Annotated in this window: 16 protein-coding genes, 1 tRNA gene and 1 riboswitch; of the genes, 9 read left to right on the forward strand and 8 right to left on the reverse strand. The window is 62.2% G+C overall.

Annotation, left to right across the window (positions count from 1 at the left end):
* Positions 1-61: 61 nt before the first annotated feature.
* Together AC1DVN_RS15725 and AC1DVN_RS15730 are read left to right on the forward strand one after the other, a co-directional pair.
* A complete protein-coding gene (locus AC1DVN_RS15725; protein WP_019747015.1) occupies positions 62-1,408 on the forward strand; it encodes a lysine N(6)-hydroxylase/L-ornithine N(5)-oxygenase family protein in 1,347 nt (448 codons plus the stop codon).
* Positions 1,405-1,653 (forward strand): MbtH family protein, encoded by a 249-nt coding sequence (locus AC1DVN_RS15730; RefSeq protein ID WP_003945538.1) that lies wholly within the window; start codon positions 1,405-1,407, stop codon positions 1,651-1,653. The genes AC1DVN_RS15725 and AC1DVN_RS15730 overlap by 4 nt, the downstream gene beginning before the upstream one ends.
* Positions 1,654-1,736: 83 nt before the next feature.
* On the opposite strand, the gene AC1DVN_RS15735 is transcribed toward AC1DVN_RS15730, so the two are convergent.
* Positions 1,737-3,164 (reverse strand): threonine/serine exporter family protein, encoded by a 1,428-nt coding sequence (locus tag AC1DVN_RS15735; protein ID WP_019747016.1) that lies wholly within the window; start codon positions 3,162-3,164, stop codon positions 1,737-1,739.
* 122 nt (positions 3,165-3,286) lie between these two features.
* Here AC1DVN_RS15735 and AC1DVN_RS15740 point away from each other — a divergent pair.
* Positions 3,287-3,358: transfer RNA gene (locus AC1DVN_RS15740), tRNA-Thr, on the forward strand.
* 89 nt (positions 3,359-3,447) lie between these two features.
* Here the strand turns inward: AC1DVN_RS15740 and AC1DVN_RS15745 are convergent.
* The 5 genes from AC1DVN_RS15745 to AC1DVN_RS15765 form a co-directional block, all read right to left on the reverse strand.
* Complete coding sequence (locus AC1DVN_RS15745) at positions 3,448-4,257, reverse strand: GAF and ANTAR domain-containing protein (RefSeq protein WP_019747017.1); 810 nt, start codon at positions 4,255-4,257, stop codon at positions 3,448-3,450.
* A gap of 465 nt (positions 4,258-4,722) precedes the next feature.
* Positions 4,723-5,568, reverse strand: coding sequence for an ABC transporter (locus AC1DVN_RS15750; protein WP_477994008.1), 846 nt, complete (start codon positions 5,566-5,568; stop codon positions 4,723-4,725).
* 47 nt (positions 5,569-5,615) lie between these two features.
* Positions 5,616-5,930: a DMT family transporter gene (locus AC1DVN_RS15755; RefSeq protein WP_020906330.1), complete on the reverse strand. Its 315-nt coding sequence runs from the start codon at positions 5,928-5,930 to the stop codon at positions 5,616-5,618.
* A 14-nt stretch (positions 5,931-5,944) separates the two neighbouring features.
* Positions 5,945-6,010, reverse strand: a riboswitch (guanidine-III (ykkC-III) riboswitch).
* Between the two features lie 43 nt (positions 6,011-6,053).
* Positions 6,054-7,328 carry a hypothetical protein gene (locus AC1DVN_RS15760; protein WP_477994009.1) on the reverse strand — a complete coding sequence of 425 codons (1,275 nt, stop codon included), beginning with the start codon at positions 7,326-7,328 and terminating at the stop codon, positions 6,054-6,056.
* A complete protein-coding gene (locus tag AC1DVN_RS15765; protein WP_374277683.1) occupies positions 7,315-7,791 on the reverse strand; it encodes a hypothetical protein in 477 nt (158 codons plus the stop codon). The genes AC1DVN_RS15760 and AC1DVN_RS15765 overlap by 14 nt, the downstream gene beginning before the upstream one ends.
* 170 nt (positions 7,792-7,961) lie before the next feature.
* Here AC1DVN_RS15765 and AC1DVN_RS15770 point away from each other — a divergent pair, with 170 nt between their 5' ends.
* Positions 7,962-8,678: a response regulator transcription factor gene (locus AC1DVN_RS15770; RefSeq protein WP_134998503.1), complete on the forward strand. Its 717-nt coding sequence runs from the start codon at positions 7,962-7,964 to the stop codon at positions 8,676-8,678.
* Positions 8,675-10,126 carry a sensor histidine kinase gene (locus tag AC1DVN_RS15775; RefSeq protein WP_279163110.1) on the forward strand — a complete coding sequence of 484 codons (1,452 nt, stop codon included), beginning with the start codon at positions 8,675-8,677 and terminating at the stop codon, positions 10,124-10,126. The genes AC1DVN_RS15770 and AC1DVN_RS15775 overlap by 4 nt, the downstream gene beginning before the upstream one ends.
* Before the next feature lie 24 nt (positions 10,127-10,150).
* Here AC1DVN_RS15775 and AC1DVN_RS15780 read toward each other — a convergent pair whose 3' ends face one another.
* Positions 10,151-11,461, reverse strand: coding sequence for an alanine racemase (locus AC1DVN_RS15780; protein WP_092764643.1), 1,311 nt, complete (start codon positions 11,459-11,461; stop codon positions 10,151-10,153).
* 47 nt (positions 11,462-11,508) lie between these two features.
* Positions 11,509-12,984 (reverse strand): amidohydrolase family protein, encoded by a 1,476-nt coding sequence (locus AC1DVN_RS15785; RefSeq protein ID WP_020906335.1) that lies wholly within the window; start codon positions 12,982-12,984, stop codon positions 11,509-11,511.
* 203 nt (positions 12,985-13,187) lie between these two features.
* Here AC1DVN_RS15785 and AC1DVN_RS15790 point away from each other — a divergent pair, with 203 nt between their 5' ends.
* From AC1DVN_RS15790 to AC1DVN_RS15805, 4 genes are all read left to right on the forward strand, one after another.
* Entirely contained in the window at positions 13,188-14,033 is an 846-nt protein-coding gene (locus tag AC1DVN_RS15790) for a M55 family metallopeptidase (RefSeq protein ID WP_279163111.1), read from the forward strand.
* Positions 14,034-14,241: 208 nt separating this feature from the next.
* Complete coding sequence (locus AC1DVN_RS15795) at positions 14,242-15,522, forward strand: MFS transporter (protein ID WP_279163112.1); 1,281 nt, start codon at positions 14,242-14,244, stop codon at positions 15,520-15,522.
* Between the two features lie 14 nt (positions 15,523-15,536).
* Complete coding sequence (locus AC1DVN_RS15800) at positions 15,537-16,394, forward strand: tryptophan 2,3-dioxygenase (RefSeq protein ID WP_019747028.1); 858 nt, start codon at positions 15,537-15,539, stop codon at positions 16,392-16,394.
* Positions 16,395-16,554: 160 nt separating this feature from the next.
* A complete protein-coding gene (locus AC1DVN_RS15805; protein ID WP_097387834.1) occupies positions 16,555-17,649 on the forward strand; it encodes a M20 family metallopeptidase in 1,095 nt (364 codons plus the stop codon).

Genomic DNA, 17,649 nt, shown 5'->3' on the forward strand with positions numbered 1-17,649 from the left:
TACTTCGGGACATCGATTGGCGACCTTATCAGGTCGTCCCGTCGGGGATGGACTACCTGTAATGAGTGAATCACCGAGAGACTCCAGCGCCGAACCCGCCGTGGTCGACATCGTCGGCGTCGGGTTCGGTCCGGCCAACCTCGCGTTGGCCATTGCTGTCGAAGAACACAATGCAAATTGTGCAGCCGTTGATCGGGTGAATGCGCGGTTCTTCGAAAAGCAGTCTCAGTTCGCGTGGCATCCCGGGATGCTGCTCGACGGTGCCACGATGCAGATCGCGTTTCCGAAGGACCTGGTGACGTTCCGTAACCCACAGAGCGGATACAGCTTCTTCTCGTATCTGTTCGAGCAAGGGCGGCTGGTCGACTTCGTCAACCACCAGACCTTCTTTCCCACGCGCCACGAGTTCAACGACTACCTGTGCTGGGCGGCTCGACGAGTCGACGCGGATGTGCAGTTCGGTACAACCGTCGACGGGGTCGAGGGCATCAAGAACTCCGACGGCGTTGTCGATCGCTTTGCGGTTCGCACAGCCGACGGTGAAACGGTGATCGCCCGCAACATCGTCGTCGGCGCCGGATTGAAAGAGCGGATCCCGGAATGGGCAACGCCGTCGTCCCGGTGCTTCCACAATCACCAGTTCCTCTTCCACCTCGAAGCAATGCCCGAGCCCGTGCACAACAGGTTCGTTGTTCTCGGCGCCGGTCAGAGTGCCGCGGAGATCGTCGACTACCTGCACGCGAACTACCCGAACGCCGAAGTCCACAGTGTTTTTGCCCGGTACGGCTACAGCCCGGCAGACGACAGCCCGTACGCCAATCGCATCTTCGATCCCGAAGCCGTCGATCAACTGCACGGCGCCGACGCCGCGGAACGACGTCGACTTCTCGATCTGCACCGCAGTACCAATTACTCGGTCGTCGACATCGAACTGATCAACAAGCTCTATGCCACCGAGTATCAGGAGATGGTTCGCGGGCCGCGGCGACTGTTCATGCGTCGGGCCTCGGAGATCACGAGTGCCGTGGAGACCGAATCCGGCATCGAACTGGCCGTCCGCAGCAACCTCGACGGCTTGACCGACACGCTGTCGTGCGACGCACTCATTCTGGCCACGGGTTTCACCCCGGCGCCGCTGGACAATTTGTTGGGTGAACTCGTGCCGGATTCGTCCGTTCCGCGTAACGTCAGTCGGGATTATCGACTGGCTGTAACGGAGGACGTGACAGGCGGTATCTATCTGCAGGGTGGGACAGAACAGACTCACGGATTGACGTCGTCGCTGCTGTCGAACGTGGCAGTGCGGGCGGGGGAGATTCTGGCGTCGGTGCTGAGCCACCAGAACCGAACTGGTGCGCTTGCTAGTCTGGGCGCACAAGACACGTACGTAACGAGTGAGGCGAGATGAGCACTAACCCTTTCGATGACGAAGACGGCCGCTTCTACGTGCTGGTGAACGACGAGGACCAGCACTCGCTGTGGCCCACGTTTTCCGAGGTCCCCGCCGGCTGGCGCGTGGTGTTCGGTGAAGACAGCCGCAAGGCGTGCCTCGAATACGTCGAGGCGAACTGGACCGACATGCGTCCGAAGAGCCTGCGCGAGGCAATGGAAGCCGATCAGGCTGCCGGCGGAAAGCACGCAGTCGAGAGCTGATTCTCTCGCTGCTCGGAAACCCCCGAGTGAACCGAAAGAGCTGGGCACCGTCAGGTGCCCAGCTCTTTCTGCTTGAAACTCTCTTACTTCTCGGTGACGGGAACCCGGCGCTTGCGCTTGCGGACCATCGGTCGGCGTAGCGAGTCCACGCGCATCAGGATTCGTGGACGACGCAGAGTTCGCGCTCCCCATTCGCCGAGCGTCACGCCAGCGGCCAGAGCGCAGCCGATGCCGAATGCCGACAGCAAGGCAGTCAGACCGATCAGTACCTGGTCGTTGAGCAGCGCGTACAGGCCTCGGTACAGCGACAGACCGGGGAGCAGGGGAGTGATGCCTGCGACCGCGACGACCAGTGGAGGCGTCAGGGCGCGGCGAGCCATCAGACCACCGGCAAGACCGACGACGGTCGCCGCGATCGCTGCGGCGATCACGGGGCCGACGTCGAGTGTTTGCACGAAGATCGACACACCGCTGCCGGCCGCGCCGCCCAGGAATGCCGCGGTGAGTGCACGCCGCTCGGCGTAGCAGGCAAGAGCGTAGAAGACCGACGCACACGCGCCGGAGAGCATGAGGATCGGCAACTGCGTGATGGTCGATACTTCCACGTTGATCGGTGGAAGCGTCGAACCCAGCATCCCGGTCATTCGCAGTGAGATCGCGACACCCGCGATGATGCCGCCCGTCATCATCACCACTTCGAAGAACCGCGCTACAGCCGTGATCGGAGCGCCCATGATCGCGTCCTGGACCGAGCCCACCAGCGACAGCCCGGACAGCAGAACGACCACTCCGGCCGCGATCACTAGCGACGGCCGGATACTGATCCCCAGCTGATCCTGAAAGGTATAGAGCGTCGCGGCGGGCGCAGCCGCGATGAGACCACCGACAACCTGCTGGAAGAAGAACGGCAACCCGAACCGGTTCAGTACGCGGTTGACCCGATCGATAACCATCGTCGTCAGAAACGCGACTGTGGCAACAAGGAACCCGCCGCCGAGCAGGACGGAGACCGAAGCCGCCATCGCTGCCCAGGCCATGGTTGCGGTCCATCGGTTGTACGGGTGCGGCGCCGTCGTGATGGCTGTGAGTGCGTCGTGCGCTTGGTCCGGTGTGATCGCCTCACGGCGGATACGACGCGTCAGACGGTCGACAGCCGCCAGTCGCGTGAAGTCCATCGAGCGGTAGTGGACGATGCGCATCGTGCTCGCCGGCGGTCGCGTCGGGCCACGATAGGCAGAGAGCACAATCGAGTTGTAAGTGACGTCGACGTCACACTGAGCAAGGCCGTAGGTGGCGGCGATGAACTGCACCTGCTCCGCCGTGTCCATGGCCGCGGTCCCGGAGGCGAGGAGGACTTCGCCGACCCGAACCGCCAGGTCCAGAACTTCTGCGACGACGGCGTCGTCTGTGAGGTCGATCGGTTGTAGCGGCGCGGGAGCCGACGTGACCGTGTCGACGGTGGCTTGGCGGTTTCCCGTCAGGCGTGTGAGTGCTTCGGTGAATTTCGCCATCAGGGGGCGGAGTGGGAGTTGCGCATGGGGCCCACGCTATCTAACGTGACCCGGGCGCGGCCACCGTGACGGCTTGGATATGATGGCTCCGCAAAGTCAGTCGCGGCAACGCGTCGGTCTTCGCCTCCTTAGCTCAGTGGTAGAGCACTCGCCTTGTAAGCGAAAGGTCGTCGGTTCAATCCCGACAGGAGGCTCCGAAAGTAGAGGCACTCACCAAGATTCTGGTGGGTGCCTCTGTGTTTGCCGAAGCACTGTGTCTGCGGAGATGCTGTGTCTGCCGGGTTCAGTTGGTCTCAGGCTTGTTCGTGGCCTGGCGCGGATCGATCGCGCCGTCGATGTACTGCTGGGCGATCACTCGCAGTTTGACGTTGCTGCGCTGTGAGTCCTGGATGAGGATGCGGAAGGCGCGGTCGGCATCGACGCGGTGGGTGCCCATGATGATGCCCTTGGCCTGTTCGATGACGCCTCTCGATTCGAGTGCACGCTCGAGGTCCATCGCGTGCTTTCTGGCGATGTCGAGGCGCTGCGAGCTGTGCAGTGCGTAGGACGAGGTGACGGCGAACAGTTGGAGCAATGCCACGTCGGCGCCGGTGAAACCTCGGAGGTCGTGGCTGTAGAGGTTGAGGGTTCCCAGCGGGCGATCTCTACCGGGCAATGGCATCGACAGAAAGCTGACGGCGCCGACTGCTTTTGCCGCGCTTGCGAATTGAGGCCACCGGCTGTGGGCTTCGCTGGCATGCGCACGTACAACCGTGCCCGTGCGTGACGACGTCACACTCGGTCCGTAGTCCAGTCGGAATTGGATCGAGTCGACGGTGCGAACGAGTTGATGGGTGGCGGCTACGGTTCGGAATGTCGAATCCGAACCGCCGATGGTAATTCCGGCCATGTCGGCGTCGGCGATGAGATCGACGGCGTGTTTGCAGACCTGTTCGAGAAATTGCTCGGCCTGGGCATGTGGATCGAGGTGCGCGTACAGCGATTGCAGGGCGTCCGAGGCGGCGTCCAGGCTGTCCTGCGACGCGGAATTTCGGCCCCCGGTAGGGCCGCGGTGTTCTCTGGCAATGCGCGGCGCCGTCATTGTCTCAACCACCCTTCCTCATCACGTCGCAGGCATGTCCGATTCGTCTTATTGTTGCACCGGACTAACTGTTGTGCACTCTGTTTGGGTGGACAAGTGTCTGGTGGGGCAGACGGTTATGCGGGTGGGATACGTATGCCTAATCGTGATGTTTGGTTCAGTCATTTGCGGGTAGTGCGCCGAGAATGGAATTGCGTTGTCCTGCAACAGTTAACGCGGAAACTGCGACCGCGGTACAAGTTTTCTCCGCAATGGCGCGCAGGTCGCGAACTTGGCCTATTGTCAGCGCCAGCGCACAATCTTGTACGCGTAACCCGCAGACAGTGAAGGGGATACGACGATGAACGGACTGATCGCGGCTCTGAACAGTGGAATGACCGTTGGCTTGGCCAACACGATTCTGACTTTCGGCGGAATCATCATCAATCTCAACATCGTGATCAACAACTGACCACGTAATCGGCGAGTAACCGTTTGTTATGCCGATTCGATCGGAAGGTCCGGCCCTGGGCGTTCGCCCTTGCTCTTGAGCCAGCGATTGGGAAGCTTGCCGGCCAGTTCTCCGAGTGGACCGACTGCAGCACTGAGGATTCCGACTGTTTCCTGCAGTACCTCGATGCTGGCGCTCATTCTCTCGAGGTTGGGAGCGAGCGAAGTCAACGTATCGGACAGTGCAACGATCTGGTCAAGCGGGCCGCCTTCGGCGATGAGCCGTTCGAAGGCGCCGTTCTCCGCCAAGAGTGTTTCGAGGATGCCGTTCTCGGCCAGTGCGCGATCGATGACACCGTCCTTGGCAGTCAGGCGTTCGACGGCACCGTCCTGTGCGGTCAGTCGTTCCAGCGGACCGTCCTCCGCCATCATTCGGTCGAGGAGACCGTCCGGGGCGAGCAACCGTTCCAAGGCGCCGTTCTCGGCGAGCACCCGATCCAAGGCGCCGTTCTCGGCGAGCACCCGATCCAACGGTCCGCCGGGAGCAAGAAGTCTTTCGAGTGGTCCGCCGGGAGCGAGAAGTCGTTCGAGAGTGCCGTCGGGTGCAGTCAGTTTGTCGACCGGGCCGCCGGGTGAGAGAAGGCGATCGAGCGGCCCACCGGGGGCCAAGGCCTGCCCGATGGGCCGATCGTCTGCAGTAAGCGATGACAACTGCTGGATCATCTGCATGGGTCCGCGAGGGCTGGCCAAGCCTGCTGCACCCGCCGTCACGGCACCGGTATTACCGACGGCGATACGAACTGTCGTGACCGTCAGCTCGGCGATACCCAAACTGATCTCTGCGGCTGCAATGCCCGCGCGTAGGGGAAGCGTGAGCATCTCCAGCAGGTTCATGCGTTAACTGTAACCGGTAACACACAAACACTCATCAGGATCGCCGGTCAGTGAAGGACCTTCAGACCGACCACACAACCGACGATGCCAAGGATCAGCAGAATCTTGACGACTGACGTGGACTCCGCGCCGGTGATCATCGCGTATCCGACGGTCAGGGCGGCGCCGATGCCGACCCAGACCGCGTACGCAGTTCCGATGGGAAGGGTGCGCATTGCATACGCGAGGCCGGCCATACTGACGATCAGGCCGAGGATGAAGACAACGGTGGGTGACATCTTGCTGAATCCGTCGGACTTACCCAGCGCGGTAGCCCAGACAGCTTCGAAAAGTCCGGAAATGACGAGCACGATCCATGCCATGGTGAACAACTCCCAAGGCACCGTCTTTTCGCTGGCCGGGTACGGTGCGCTCGTCCGGATGTCGTCGTTGACCACCCAACCATAGCAACAGAATTCTGCGTTCCGACCCGATCAGCTGGCGATTTAGGTCACCACAGCCGTTCGAACTCTCTTCAGATGGATGGTCGACATGGCCACCGCGATCGTCGCCGTCGCAGCGAGAACAGTCAAAGGAATCGGCGTGGTCACGGCGGTCGGACCGTGTTCCTCGAGCGGAGCGGTCGACCACCCGAATTCCTGCGAGACAGGGTCCAGGAAGGTCGCTGAAACCGAGAACAAGGTAAGAGTGAAGGGAAGTACCGACCCGCGCGCGACTGCTCCGACGGCAACAGGCATGCATGACGCGACGGCCAGTCCCAGCGCAAGCGGGAGGACGAAGACATAGGCGACCGTGGTCAGGGCGGCATCCAGCAATCCCGAGAGTGCGGTCACGGCAAGCAGTCCCAGCCCGAGTTGGGGCATTGGTCTTTTCCAGCCGACGGCGACGCCCAGCGCCAGCGCAGCACCCACCGCGGGCACCGCCCAAGTCCAGTCGGATGAAAAGGAAATCGAGCTGATCGAAACCGCGCCGATTGCGAGTCCGGCGAGTATGAAGCGGCCGTCGTGTTGCGGCAAACGCCAAGCCAGTGCGACGGTAATGGCAACTGCGATCACCACCGCCGTCACCCAGGACCCAGGCGATGTCGACGTCGAGCCCAACCACGCATACAGGGCCGTGAATGCCAGGGGCAGAACAACTCCCAAAGTCGCCAGGCGTGTGTCGACGTCGTCCGTCTCTTGACCTGATCGTGCGACCGAGGCGACTCCGGCTACCAGAAGGGTTGCAGCGAGCAGTATCCAGACGGGAACCGTGGACGGCACGGGGTAGGTATCGCCCGGAAGTGTGAGCGACCACCTTGCGACGCGATCGCGCCACAAGTCTGCGGCGCCGAAGTACAGGGTCGTCGCGGTCACCCCGAGTGCGAGAGCAATTTGTGCTGCGCGGTGACTCTTCGTCGGATATGCCGCCGCCGCGAGGAAAGTGCCGGCTCCCATTGCGTTCAGGGTCACCGATATCGAGGCGGAGACAGGGACGAATGCTGGTAACGCGATGACTAGGGCGCCAACGGCAGCGAAGACACTCGCGAGTCCGCCACGTCCCCAGCGATGTAGTAGCGCAACACCGACCGCTGCAACCACAGCGGCAGTTGCTCCCGCCCACTGCGGCGTGATCACCACCGAGGTGAGGCCGTCGTCGGAGAACGAGAAGTCGTCAACTCGAGACTCGGCCACTGCGTACGCGGCCACCACGCCGCCGACCAGCGCGGACGCCACCGAACCGTAGAGCTGAGCGATTTGAACTGGGCTACGTTGCTGCATAATTCGTCGAATTTTTGCACAACTCGCCGATACGACTGATCGTCACATCGCCGTGCGGATCCATCCACACCGGTTCCCCGTCTCGAAGTCGAGGGACAAGCAGATGGCGCCCTCGGCTCGGCCACTGAACGAAGTCGTACCCGGCCAATTTGGTCTGAACGATATCGGCGACCCACACCGCAGCGTCCGCGAATGCAGTATCCATCGACAGTGCGTTGAAGTAGCTGAATCCGCCGATGTCACGTGCGCCTTGCCAGCCGATCGTGACGTTGTAGTCGCTGTTGATCGAAAATTCCCAGATCAGACGATCGACAACAACTTCAGGTCCGAATCGCAGGCAACGCAGATCTTGGGCAACAGCCGCGAGGGCTTGTGCCCAAGACTCCGGTGGCGCGAAGCCGGGATCCTCGCCGGGATCGGAGTTGTTGGTGAACAGAGGAATACGCCAGGTCAAGCATTCCATGTTCCACAGTCATTCCATGTTCCACAGTGGAGGTAGTGACATGCCGCATCCTTCCGGTTCGTGGGCCTGTACCCCAGCTTTTCACCTGCACCCGGCTTTTCACCTGCACTCAGCCGTTCACAGGAAGCTCCCAGGGAACATACAGCGAGAATCCAGTGGCAGGGGAGAAGATGGTTCTCGTGACCGACAAGACCCCCGAAGCCCGCATCCTCGTCGTCGACGACGAACCCACCATCGTGGAGTTGCTCTCCGTGAGCCTCCGATTCCAGGGTTTCGAGGTGGCGACTGCTTCGAGCGGAGCCCAAGGCCTGGACGTCGCACGGACATTCCGTCCCGACGCGATTGTTCTCGACGTCATGATGCCCGGGATGGACGGCTTCGGTCTGCTTCGACGCTTCCGTGCCGACGGTGTGGACGCACCGGTCCTGTTTCTGACGGCGAAGGATTCGCTCGACGACAAGATCAGCGGCCTGACCCTCGGCGCGGACGACTACGTGACCAAGCCGTTCAGCCTCGAAGAGGTCGTGACGAGGTTGCGGGTCATCCTGCGCCGCGCCGGCCGCGGGGTCGCACCGGAGCAGTCGCCGCGGGTGAAGTTCGCCGACATCGAACTCGACGACGACACCCGCGAGGTCTGGAAGAAGGGCGAGTTGGTTGCACTCTCACCCACCGAGTTCACACTGCTCCGATACTTCATGGTCAATGCCGGGACGGTTCTCAGTAAGCCTCGAATTCTCGACCACGTCTGGAACTACGACTTCGGCGGGGAGGTCGGAGTTGTCGAGTCCTACGTGTCCTACCTGCGGCGCAAGGTGGATACGGGGGAGACGCCGCTGATTCACACATTGCGTGGGGTCGGCTACGTGATGCGTGAACCGCGGCAATGATCGCCGCCGCGGAAAGCGACCAACTGCAGAAGAGAGGTCGTTTCCGTCTCCATTCACTGCCGCTGCGTTTCACCCTGGTTGCGGCCTTGCTGGTGTTGGCGGCGCTGGGTCTGTTGGCGTCTGGCGTCGCGGTCACTTCGGCTCTCGAGAATTCACTGACCCAGCGAACTGACAAAACGCTGTACGAGGCGGTCGACGGCTGGGCAAAGCCGCACACCAGAGATTTGCAGCCACCCAGCGATGTCGGTCCGCAAACTCGTCCGCCCAGTCCCTTCTTCGTTCGGACGGTGACCGCGGACGGGAAGGTGTTCACTCTCAACGACAAGTCGACGACGACCGAACCCGACCTGTCGAAAGATTCCACCAACGGCCCGATCACCGTCGGATCGAGCGACGGTTCGGACGTGAACTGGCGAGTTCTCACGACGGTTCGCGAAAACACGACCACGACTATCGGTGTGCGACTGACGGATATCGAACAGACCGTCGACGACCTGGTCGGCCTGCAACTCGGCATCGGCCTGGTTGTCCTGCTGATCCTCGGCGGCGGAGCGTATTTCGTGGTTCGTCGGAGCCTTCGTCCGCTGGTCGAGGTTGAGGAAACTGCCGCTGCCATTGCCGCCGGCGACCTTCATCGACGGGTCCCGGAGCGTGACGACCGCACCGAGGTCGGCCGACTGTCGGTGGCGCTCAACGGAATGCTCGCGCAGATTCAACACGCATTTTCCGCGACCGAGGCTTCGGAGGAATCAGCACGGCGTTCCGAGGAGAAGATGCGTAGGTTTGTCGGCGACGCGAGCCACGAGTTGCGCACACCCTTGACGACTATTCGTGGGTTCGCCGAGTTGTATCGCCAAGGCGCCATGACGGATACGGAAACGCTGATGAACCGGATCGAGGGCGAGGCGTCGAGGATGGGACTTCTGGTCGAAGATCTGCTCATGCTGGCAAGACTCGACGAACAGCGTCCACTCGAGAACAAGCCGGTGGATCTGCTTGCAGTTGCGGCGGATTCGGTACAGGCGGCACGAGCGATCGCACCGGATCGAACTGTCGAACTTCAGATGATCGGCGGCCCGGGCCTGCCCGAAGTGCAGGGTGACGAGGCCAGGCTGCGTCAGGTAGTCGCCAATCTGGTGGGCAACGCGATCAAACACACTCCGCCGGATGCGCAGGTCACCGTTCGTGTCGGTACGACCGAGAACTCCGCGGTGGTCGAGGTTTCGGATACCGGTCAGGGTTTGAGTGACGAGGATGCCGCGCGGATCTTCGAGCGTTTCTACCGCGCCGACACCTCTCGCACCCGTGAGACCGGGGGCGCCGGTCTCGGCCTGTCCATCGTTTCGGCTTTGGTTGCAGCGCACGACGGAACCGTCAGCGTCGAGACCTCCCTCGGGCAGGGGACGACGTTCCGCGTCGAATTGCCGCGTGACCCGAAGGACGACTGACGCCGGATTACCGCAACCGGCCCCTCAGAAGTAGGTGTGCACCGTGCCGACGACGCGGTAATCCGAATCGACCTCGGGAATCAGTGACCACTTGTCGAACGTGGTGCAGGGATGCGAGATTCCGCAACCGAGCAGATCGCCGACCTTCACGTCGAAGTCAGCCGGAACGTCGACGTACGCGTGCTGGTCGTTGAGTGCGGTGATCGTCAGCTCTCGCGCTGATCGGTTGGATCCGTCGCGTCGGCGCCACAGGACTATGGGAAAGCCTGCGTCGGAACCGACATCGCGGCGGCCGAAGCCCAGGATCACCCGTCCGGGTTCAGGTATTGAGAGCACTACGCCCCAGACCTCTGCGGCTCCCTGCAGAGTTCGTGGTCCGTCTGCCCATGGCGAAGTCTCGGCATAGAGACCGTGATCGTGAGTGATGTAGCAACCGCTGCGCAGCACGACGCGTACACCGCTGTCGAGTGCCCACCGTCCGGCCAGCTCGCGTACAACCAGATCGTGAAACGCACTGCCGCCGAAAGTGACCAGTGGGCGGGGAGCCTTCGCGGAGTTGTTCTCGAACAGGTTCTCGGCAACACAGATTTCCGTGAAAACGCGCGCGGATTTGAGATACGAATCGACGGAGATACGGCGGGCTGCTACCGAGGCTCCGGGCATCATGCCCTCGAACCCCTCGACTCCGGTGAGAATCAACGAAGGTGCCTGCGATGCTGCGCGTGCGACGTCGAGTGCTTGCTCGACAGTGCGAGCGCCTGCGCGTCCGCTGTCGTAGCCGAGTTCGACGAGAACCCGGATACGGCTGGCCGGTGAGACTTTCGCGATCAACTGTTCCATCAGGCGGACGCTCTCGACCGAGTCCACGAGGGTGGTGACGAAGAAATCGGGGTCGGTGGCCTGGGCGTCGCAGATCCACCGAATGCCGGCGGGATCGAGAACCTGGCTGGCGATGATGATGGTGTCCACACCGAACTCACGCAGAATGCGTGCCTGCGCAACGGTTGCCGCCGTCATCGCCCAAGCCCCGGCGTCGAGTTGCCGACGAACCAGTTCGGGGCTCATCGTGGTCTTCGCGTGGGGCGCCAGATCCACATCGTGATCGGAGCAGAACTGCGCCATGAGGTCGACATTGTGCGCGATCGCTGCACGATCGAGTGTCATCACGGGTAGCAGGAGGTTGCCGTCGAGCGCAGAGATCCCCAGTGGCTCCAGGTCGGAGCCGTCGCGACCTTGGAGGTCGGTGCCGAATGCCTTGTGCTGCCAACCGATCGGGGGGTTCGCGAAATCCGTCATGGCATCGATTGTGCCGTTGATTGCAGACGATGTGTTCATGTGTGGTGACTTTCTGTCAGAACTATGCAGGTCAGAACGAGATCCGGCTATGAGCGGCGTACCGGGCGACCGGGCAACGCGTCCTGGACCACGGCACCGCCTTCGACGACGGGTACGCCGCCGACCAGCACGCGGCTGATTCCGGTGGAGGGACGGGTGCCGTCGATGTAGGTGGCGTTGTCGGTGATTCGCTCGGGGTCGAAAACGAGGATGTCCGCGTCGCTACCGGGGCTGATCCGACCTTTCGTCGCCATCGAGGGAACCGACTCCTCCAGAATCTGCGCGGGGATCAACGAGCAGCGCGCGATGATCTCCGACAGCGACAGCAGTTGACGCTCGCGGTACAGCGTACGAATCGCACGTGCATAGGTGCCGGCGCCGCGGGGATGGCCGAGTGCCTTCTCCGGCAATGGCCACTGCAACGCATCGGCAGCGGTACGGCCTGGCCAGGTCAGCGGCATCGCGTCGCTCGCGATGGCGGCACGGTCGAAGGTCATCGCGCGTTCGAGGAACTCGCGCTGCACGGTGTCGTTCTCGTCGAGGAACTCCACCAACACCAGTCCGCCGGGGTCGGTTGCCCGAAGATGTTCCAGCTGCTTGCGGTCCGCGATACGTTCACCGGTGGGCACGAAAGTCAGCGATCGTGGTGTCAGATTCATCAGATGCAGCTTGTCTGGATCGAGAAACGCAGCTCCGACGGCCGTCGAGCCTGACCCGTACGGATACGCCTCTGTCGTGACGCGAGATCCGGCTGCCTGGACCTGAGCCACCACGGACAGTGCATGGTCGACGTGCATTCCCGAGGTGCTGTTGACGTGGCAGTAGTGCATGTGCGCGCCGGTTTCGGCTGCTGCACGGGCGATTTCGACGGCGCCGTCCACCGGGCTCGACGGATCGGCCGAGATGAGTGGGCGCGCATGGGTGTAAGTGGGAACACCGGCTCGGGCCGCGAGATCCGCTACCTGCAGGTACTCGGCCGGATCGGATTTCGGGGCGTATCCGACCACCACGCCGATGCCGAGAGCGCCTGCAGCGAGATCGTTTTCGAGGAGTTCGAGAATGTGGGCGCGCTGGGAGGCAGTGGGTTCGCCCTGCCAGCTCGGGGAACCGACATGGTGCAAGAGAGTCCTGATGTCGCCATCGGGATCGGCGCCCGAGAGTTCGATCATGCGTGCGTGCGCCCACGACGTCGCGTAGCCGTAGTTGATCGGGCGCCCCTCGGCACCGGCACGCGCATATGCCTTCGCAACAGGAATGACGCCTGCCTCCAGTTCGAGGGCCGTCGTCACTCCGTCCAACGCTTGAAGTCGCTGCTCGGCGATTTCCTGTCCGTGGCTGTGCAGGTCGATGAATCCGGGGCAGATCACCTGACCGGTCACGTCGATCGTCTGCCGAGCCTCGATCGCGTCGTGACCCCACGCCGAGACCTTGCCGTCGGTGATCGCGATGCCCCGAACCTCGTCGGTCCCCGATGCGGGATCGACGACGCGGCCGCCGGTGAACACGATGTCGTGGACCTGCATCAGCGCTGCACTCCTGTCGTTGGTCGAACCGCCTGGCCCGGCGAATGTCCCGATGGTTTCACGGCTCGGGTATCGGATTCTGGTGTGAACGTCCCAAATGGAGGCCGACTCACCGTTCGACCGGACAAGAAACGAATGCAGTCGAGTGTGAAGGTGAAAGCGAAGTTATCAATTCAGCCGATTGAGATCGATGGAGGACAGGAATGCACGTCTATATTTCGGTGGACATGGAGGGTATCGCGGGTATCGCGACGCTCGATCAGACGATCCGCGGCGGTGGCGGCTACCACCGTGCGCAGATGCTCATGACTGCCGAGACCAATGCTGCGATCGCCGGTGCGTTCGACGCCGGTGCGACGAGCGTCCTGGTCAACGACAGCCACGGAACGATGGACAACCTGCTTCACGCCGATCTGGATCCACGGGCGCGCCTGATCTTCGGATCACCCAAGATGCAGTGCATGGCCGAAGGAATGACGTCGGATCACGACGTCGCCCTGTTTGTCGGCTATCACGCACCAGCTGGTGGACCCGGCGTCTTGGCGCACACGTTCTCGAGTTTGTTCGCCGACGTCCGCCTCGACGGCAAGTCCGTCTCTGAGACCGACGTCAACACCCTCTACGCTGCCACCCAGGGCGTTCCCGTCGGTCTCGTGACCGGTGACGACATCATCTGTGGCTTGGTGGACGCGGCCTCGCCGACAACCGAGACCGTCGAGGTCAAGAAGGCACACGGATGGTCGGCCTCCAATTCGCTGCCGCCGTCGCTGGCGTGCGAGCAGATCCGAGCAGGCGCCGAGCGCGCAGTGCGCAAGGCCGACACACTGAAGCCGGTCGAGCTGCGTGACGAATGGACCCTCGAGATCGTTCACCCCACCACTACGGGAGCTGAACTCGCCGAGGCTGTTCCCGGCTCACGACGGATTTCGGATCGTACGATTTCGCACACACTCGGCAGCGTCGACGACATTCTCGGCCTGATCACTGTCAATGCTCGGCTTGCAGCCGCAGGCGTCTCGACGATCGTGGCAGTCGCCAATCGCACGTGATGAAGTAGCGACTCTATCGCGAAATGCCGCCGACGCCGTGTGCGTCGGCGGCATTCGTCATCTACTGGGGCAGAACATGTTCCGACCGACCAAACGTTGCTTCAGGTATTGGTGAAACGGACCAATGCGGTAGACGTGTTCGCTGTCACACTTCATCAGTCTTTTCAATGTTCTAGTCCATGCGGCACAAGACAATTCGGGAGGCTTGATGAAGGCGGAACGCGTCACAGTGGAAGAACCATCGCGGGGGACCGGCGGTTCGGTTCGAAACATGGTGGACAACAAGTCGATTCGTCGCACGACCACCGTTACGGTGGGGCTGCTCAGTACTATCTGGTTGATCGACATGGTGGATCGCGTCATGATCGGGCTTGCGCTTCCGATGATCGGCGACGAATTCTCGCTCAGCAGTACGCAGTTGGGTGGTGTGGTTTCGGTCTTCGCGATCTTCTACATGCTCGGGCAGGTTCCCGGCGGAATGTTGGCCGACCGCTTCGGACCCAGGCCACTGTTGATCGTGGCGTTGATCCTGTGGTCGGTGTTCACCGCGTTGACAGGGTTCGCGTGGGGTCTCATCTCGCTGATGGTCATGCGTGCGATGTTCGGTATCAGCCAGGGGCTGTTTCCGGCGGCGTCGTTCAAGGCTTTGGCTGAGCGGACGCGTCCGAAAACCAGAGCGACCGCGATGGGTTTCATGCTCGGCGCCAACAATCTCGGCCCCGGCGTCGCACCGCTGATCATCGCGCCGGTCCTCATGGCCGTGGGGTGGCGCGACGCGTTCTGGCTGGTGGCCATCGTCGGCGCTGTGATCGGCACGGTGGTGTGGTTGGTGCTGCCGGCACCGTTGGACACGGACATCTCGGAAGATCCTGAGGCTGCGCTGCAACCTCTGGCGAGCGAGCACTCTCGCGCCGCGGTGTTCAAGTCCGCGTCGGTGTGGAAGTTCGCAATTCTGTTCTGCCTGGCCAACATGTCCGCGTACGGTCTGATGACCTGGGTGCCGAGTTATCTGCTCAACGACAAGGGACTCTCGCTGATCGACACGGGAATCTTTGCCGCGATCCCTTTCATCGTCACGGCGCTGGCCACGATCGTGGGCGGGCGGTTGGTGGACAAGTACTTCCACGACCGGGCTCGGATTCTTCTGGTTCCGTGTATGGCCACGTCGGCAGTCCTGTTGTTCCTGATGACCACCGCTGACACCGTCGCGATGTTCACGTTCTACGAGACGTTGGCTCTAGGCATCAGCGGTCTGTGTTCGATGTCGATCTTCGCGATGCCGTTGCGGGCACTTCCTTCCGAATTCCTCGGTTCCGGAATGGGTTTGATCAACGGTTGTGGTCAGTTCGCCGGTTTCATCACCCCGCTCGTGATGGGATGGATGGTGGACCAGTTCTCGTACATGGCTGCATTCGGAGTCCTGGTCGGAGCGACGAGCGCTGCCGCATTGGTGGCCATGATCGTTCCGCAGACCCCGGCGAAATTCTGAGAAGGAGACTGAAGATGTCGGCAACGGACGGCACACGAAAGATCGAAGACGACGTCGTCACCGATTTTTCCGAGAAGATGAGTTACGGGGCCTACCTCGGACTCGATACCCTCCTGGATTCGCAGCATCCGGTGAGCGAGCCGGAACACCACGACGAACTCTTGTTCATCATTCAGCACCAGACCAGCGAGTTGTGGCTCAAGCTGTTTCTCCACGAGATACGGGCGGCCAGAGCAGCGATCGCTGCCGACGATATTCGGGTCGCATTCAAGCGGATCGCACGCGTCAAACACATCCAGGCCACTCTGACCGAACAGTGGTCCGTGTTGGCGACACTGACGCCGGCGGAGTATGCGGAGTTCAGGGGCGTTCTCGGCAACTCGTCGGGGTTCCAGTCGTACCAGTACCGCGCCGTGGAATTCGTGCTCGGAAACAAGAACGCCGGCATGCTGAAGGTGTTCGAATCGGATCCGTCCGCCCATCGATTGTTGGAGACCCTGCTCGGAGAGCCGACGCTGTACGACGAGTTCTGGCGGTACCTGTCCAGGCAGGGGTACGACGTTCCGGCGTCGGCTCTCGAACGAGACGTCAGCGCGCCCTACGTGCGAAACGACGAGCTGATTCCGCTGGTCAAGGCAATCTACGAGAACGTCGAACAGCACTGGACGGCGTACGAGGCATTCGAGGAGTTGGTCGACCTCGAGGAGAGCTTTCAGCTGTGGCGGTTCCGGCATCTTCGGACCGTGCTGCGGGTGATCGGCATGAAGAAGGGGACAGGCGGTTCGAGTGGTGGTGCCGGGTTCCTGCAACGTGCGCTGGAGTTGAGCTTCTTTCCCGAGCTGTTTGCCGCCCGAACCGAGATCGGTACCTGACACACCTGCTTGATGACACCCAGTTGCTTGTCACACCCAGCTGTTCGTGACACACGACGAATCCGAGCCCGAAGGACAGGAGTCTTGGACAAGATCCGACAGGGTCGCTTCGGCCAAGCTTGACTGCGAAGTTGCAAGTCGGTGACAGGAGAGCGTCGGAGTGGACAAGAAATCAATGGTGGCGGACCTGGCGGCGCTGGTAACCGCCGAGTCGCCCAGTTCCGACCTCAGCGCAGTCGATGCATGTGCGGACGTGGTGGCCGACATCGGCGAACGCCATCTCGGAAGCGCCCCCGAACGTATCCGTATCGACGGACGCCAGCACTTGCGTTGGTCGTTCGGCGCGGAGCCGAAGGTGATGCTCCTGGGCCATTTCGACACCGTCTGGCCGCTCGGAACGCTCGCGGAGTTGCCCTGGTCGGTCACCGACAACATCGCCACCGGACCCGGAGTCTTCGACATGAAGGCCGGCATCGTCCAGCTCTTCCATGCGCTCGCATCGCTTCCGTCGCTCGACGGGGTGGTCGTGCTCCTCAATTCCGACGAGGAAATCGGCTCCCCGACCTCACGCGCACTGATCGAGGAGCAAGCCCGTCAGGTCGACGCTGTGCTGGTCCTCGAGGCCGCCGCCGACGGCGCGGTGAAGACCGCGCGCAAGGGTATGTCGCTGTACTGCGTCGACATCGAGGGACGCGCTGCACACGCCGGACTGGAACCGGAGCGAGGTGTGAACGCCGTAGTTGAGCTCGCACATCAGATTCAGGCCGTGGTGGAGCTCGCGGACCCGGCGGCGGGAACGTCGGTGGTGCCGTCCGTGATCAGTGGCGGAACCACGACCAATACCGTTGCAGCGCAAGCGCAACTGTGGTGTGACGTTCGCATGTGGTCCGCGAAGGAACAGGAACGCATCGACCGTTCGATCCGTGCGCTGACACCGGCGCTGGCCGAAAGCCGAATCTCGGTGTCCGGAGGACCCAACCGCGGACCACTGGAATCAGTGTCTTCGGAGAAGCTGTACTTTCTCGCTCACCAGGTCAGCAGTGAGAGCGGGTTGGGAATGCTTCGCGACTGCGCCGTCGGCGGTGCGTCGGACGGAAATTTCACTGCCGCAGTCGGGACTCCCACGTTGGACGGCCTCGGTGCCGTCGGCGGTGGTGCCCACGCAGCGACAGAACACGTAGAGATAGATCAGATGATCCCGCGCGCCACCTTGTTGGCCGGTCTGGTGACTCGAATCCTGGAGGGAGGACTGTGA

The organism is Rhodococcus sp. P4_E4 (genome assembly GCF_056401575.1).

Coding starts and splice junctions, on each gene's coding strand:
- AC1DVN_RS15770 (WP_134998503.1), top strand. CDS start 7,962: ATGGTTCTCGTGACCGACAAGACCCCCGAAGCCCGCATCCTCGTCGTC.
- AC1DVN_RS15730 (WP_003945538.1), top strand. CDS start 1,405: ATGAGCACTAACCCTTTCGATGACGAAGACGGCCGCTTCTACGTGCTG.
- AC1DVN_RS15750 (WP_477994008.1), bottom strand. CDS start 5,568: ATGAACCTGCTGGAGATGCTCACGCTTCCCCTACGCGCGGGCATTGCA.
- AC1DVN_RS15775 (WP_279163110.1), top strand. CDS start 8,675: ATGATCGCCGCCGCGGAAAGCGACCAACTGCAGAAGAGAGGTCGTTTC.
- AC1DVN_RS15755 (WP_020906330.1), bottom strand. CDS start 5,930: ATGGCATGGATCGTGCTCGTCATTTCCGGACTTTTCGAAGCTGTCTGG.
- AC1DVN_RS15735 (WP_019747016.1), bottom strand. CDS start 3,164: ATGGCGAAATTCACCGAAGCACTCACACGCCTGACGGGAAACCGCCAA.
- AC1DVN_RS15760 (WP_477994009.1), bottom strand. CDS start 7,328: ATGCAGCAACGTAGCCCAGTTCAAATCGCTCAGCTCTACGGTTCGGTG.
- AC1DVN_RS15780 (WP_092764643.1), bottom strand. CDS start 11,461: ATGAACACATCGTCTGCAATCAACGGCACAATCGATGCCATGACGGAT.
- AC1DVN_RS15790 (WP_279163111.1), top strand. CDS start 13,188: ATGCACGTCTATATTTCGGTGGACATGGAGGGTATCGCGGGTATCGCG.
- AC1DVN_RS15795 (WP_279163112.1), top strand. CDS start 14,242: ATGAAGGCGGAACGCGTCACAGTGGAAGAACCATCGCGGGGGACCGGC.
- AC1DVN_RS15785 (WP_020906335.1), bottom strand. CDS start 12,984: ATGCAGGTCCACGACATCGTGTTCACCGGCGGCCGCGTCGTCGATCCC.
- AC1DVN_RS15800 (WP_019747028.1), top strand. CDS start 15,537: ATGTCGGCAACGGACGGCACACGAAAGATCGAAGACGACGTCGTCACC.
- AC1DVN_RS15725 (WP_019747015.1), top strand. CDS start 62: ATGAGTGAATCACCGAGAGACTCCAGCGCCGAACCCGCCGTGGTCGAC.
- AC1DVN_RS15765 (WP_374277683.1), bottom strand. CDS start 7,791: ATGGAATGCTTGACCTGGCGTATTCCTCTGTTCACCAACAACTCCGAT.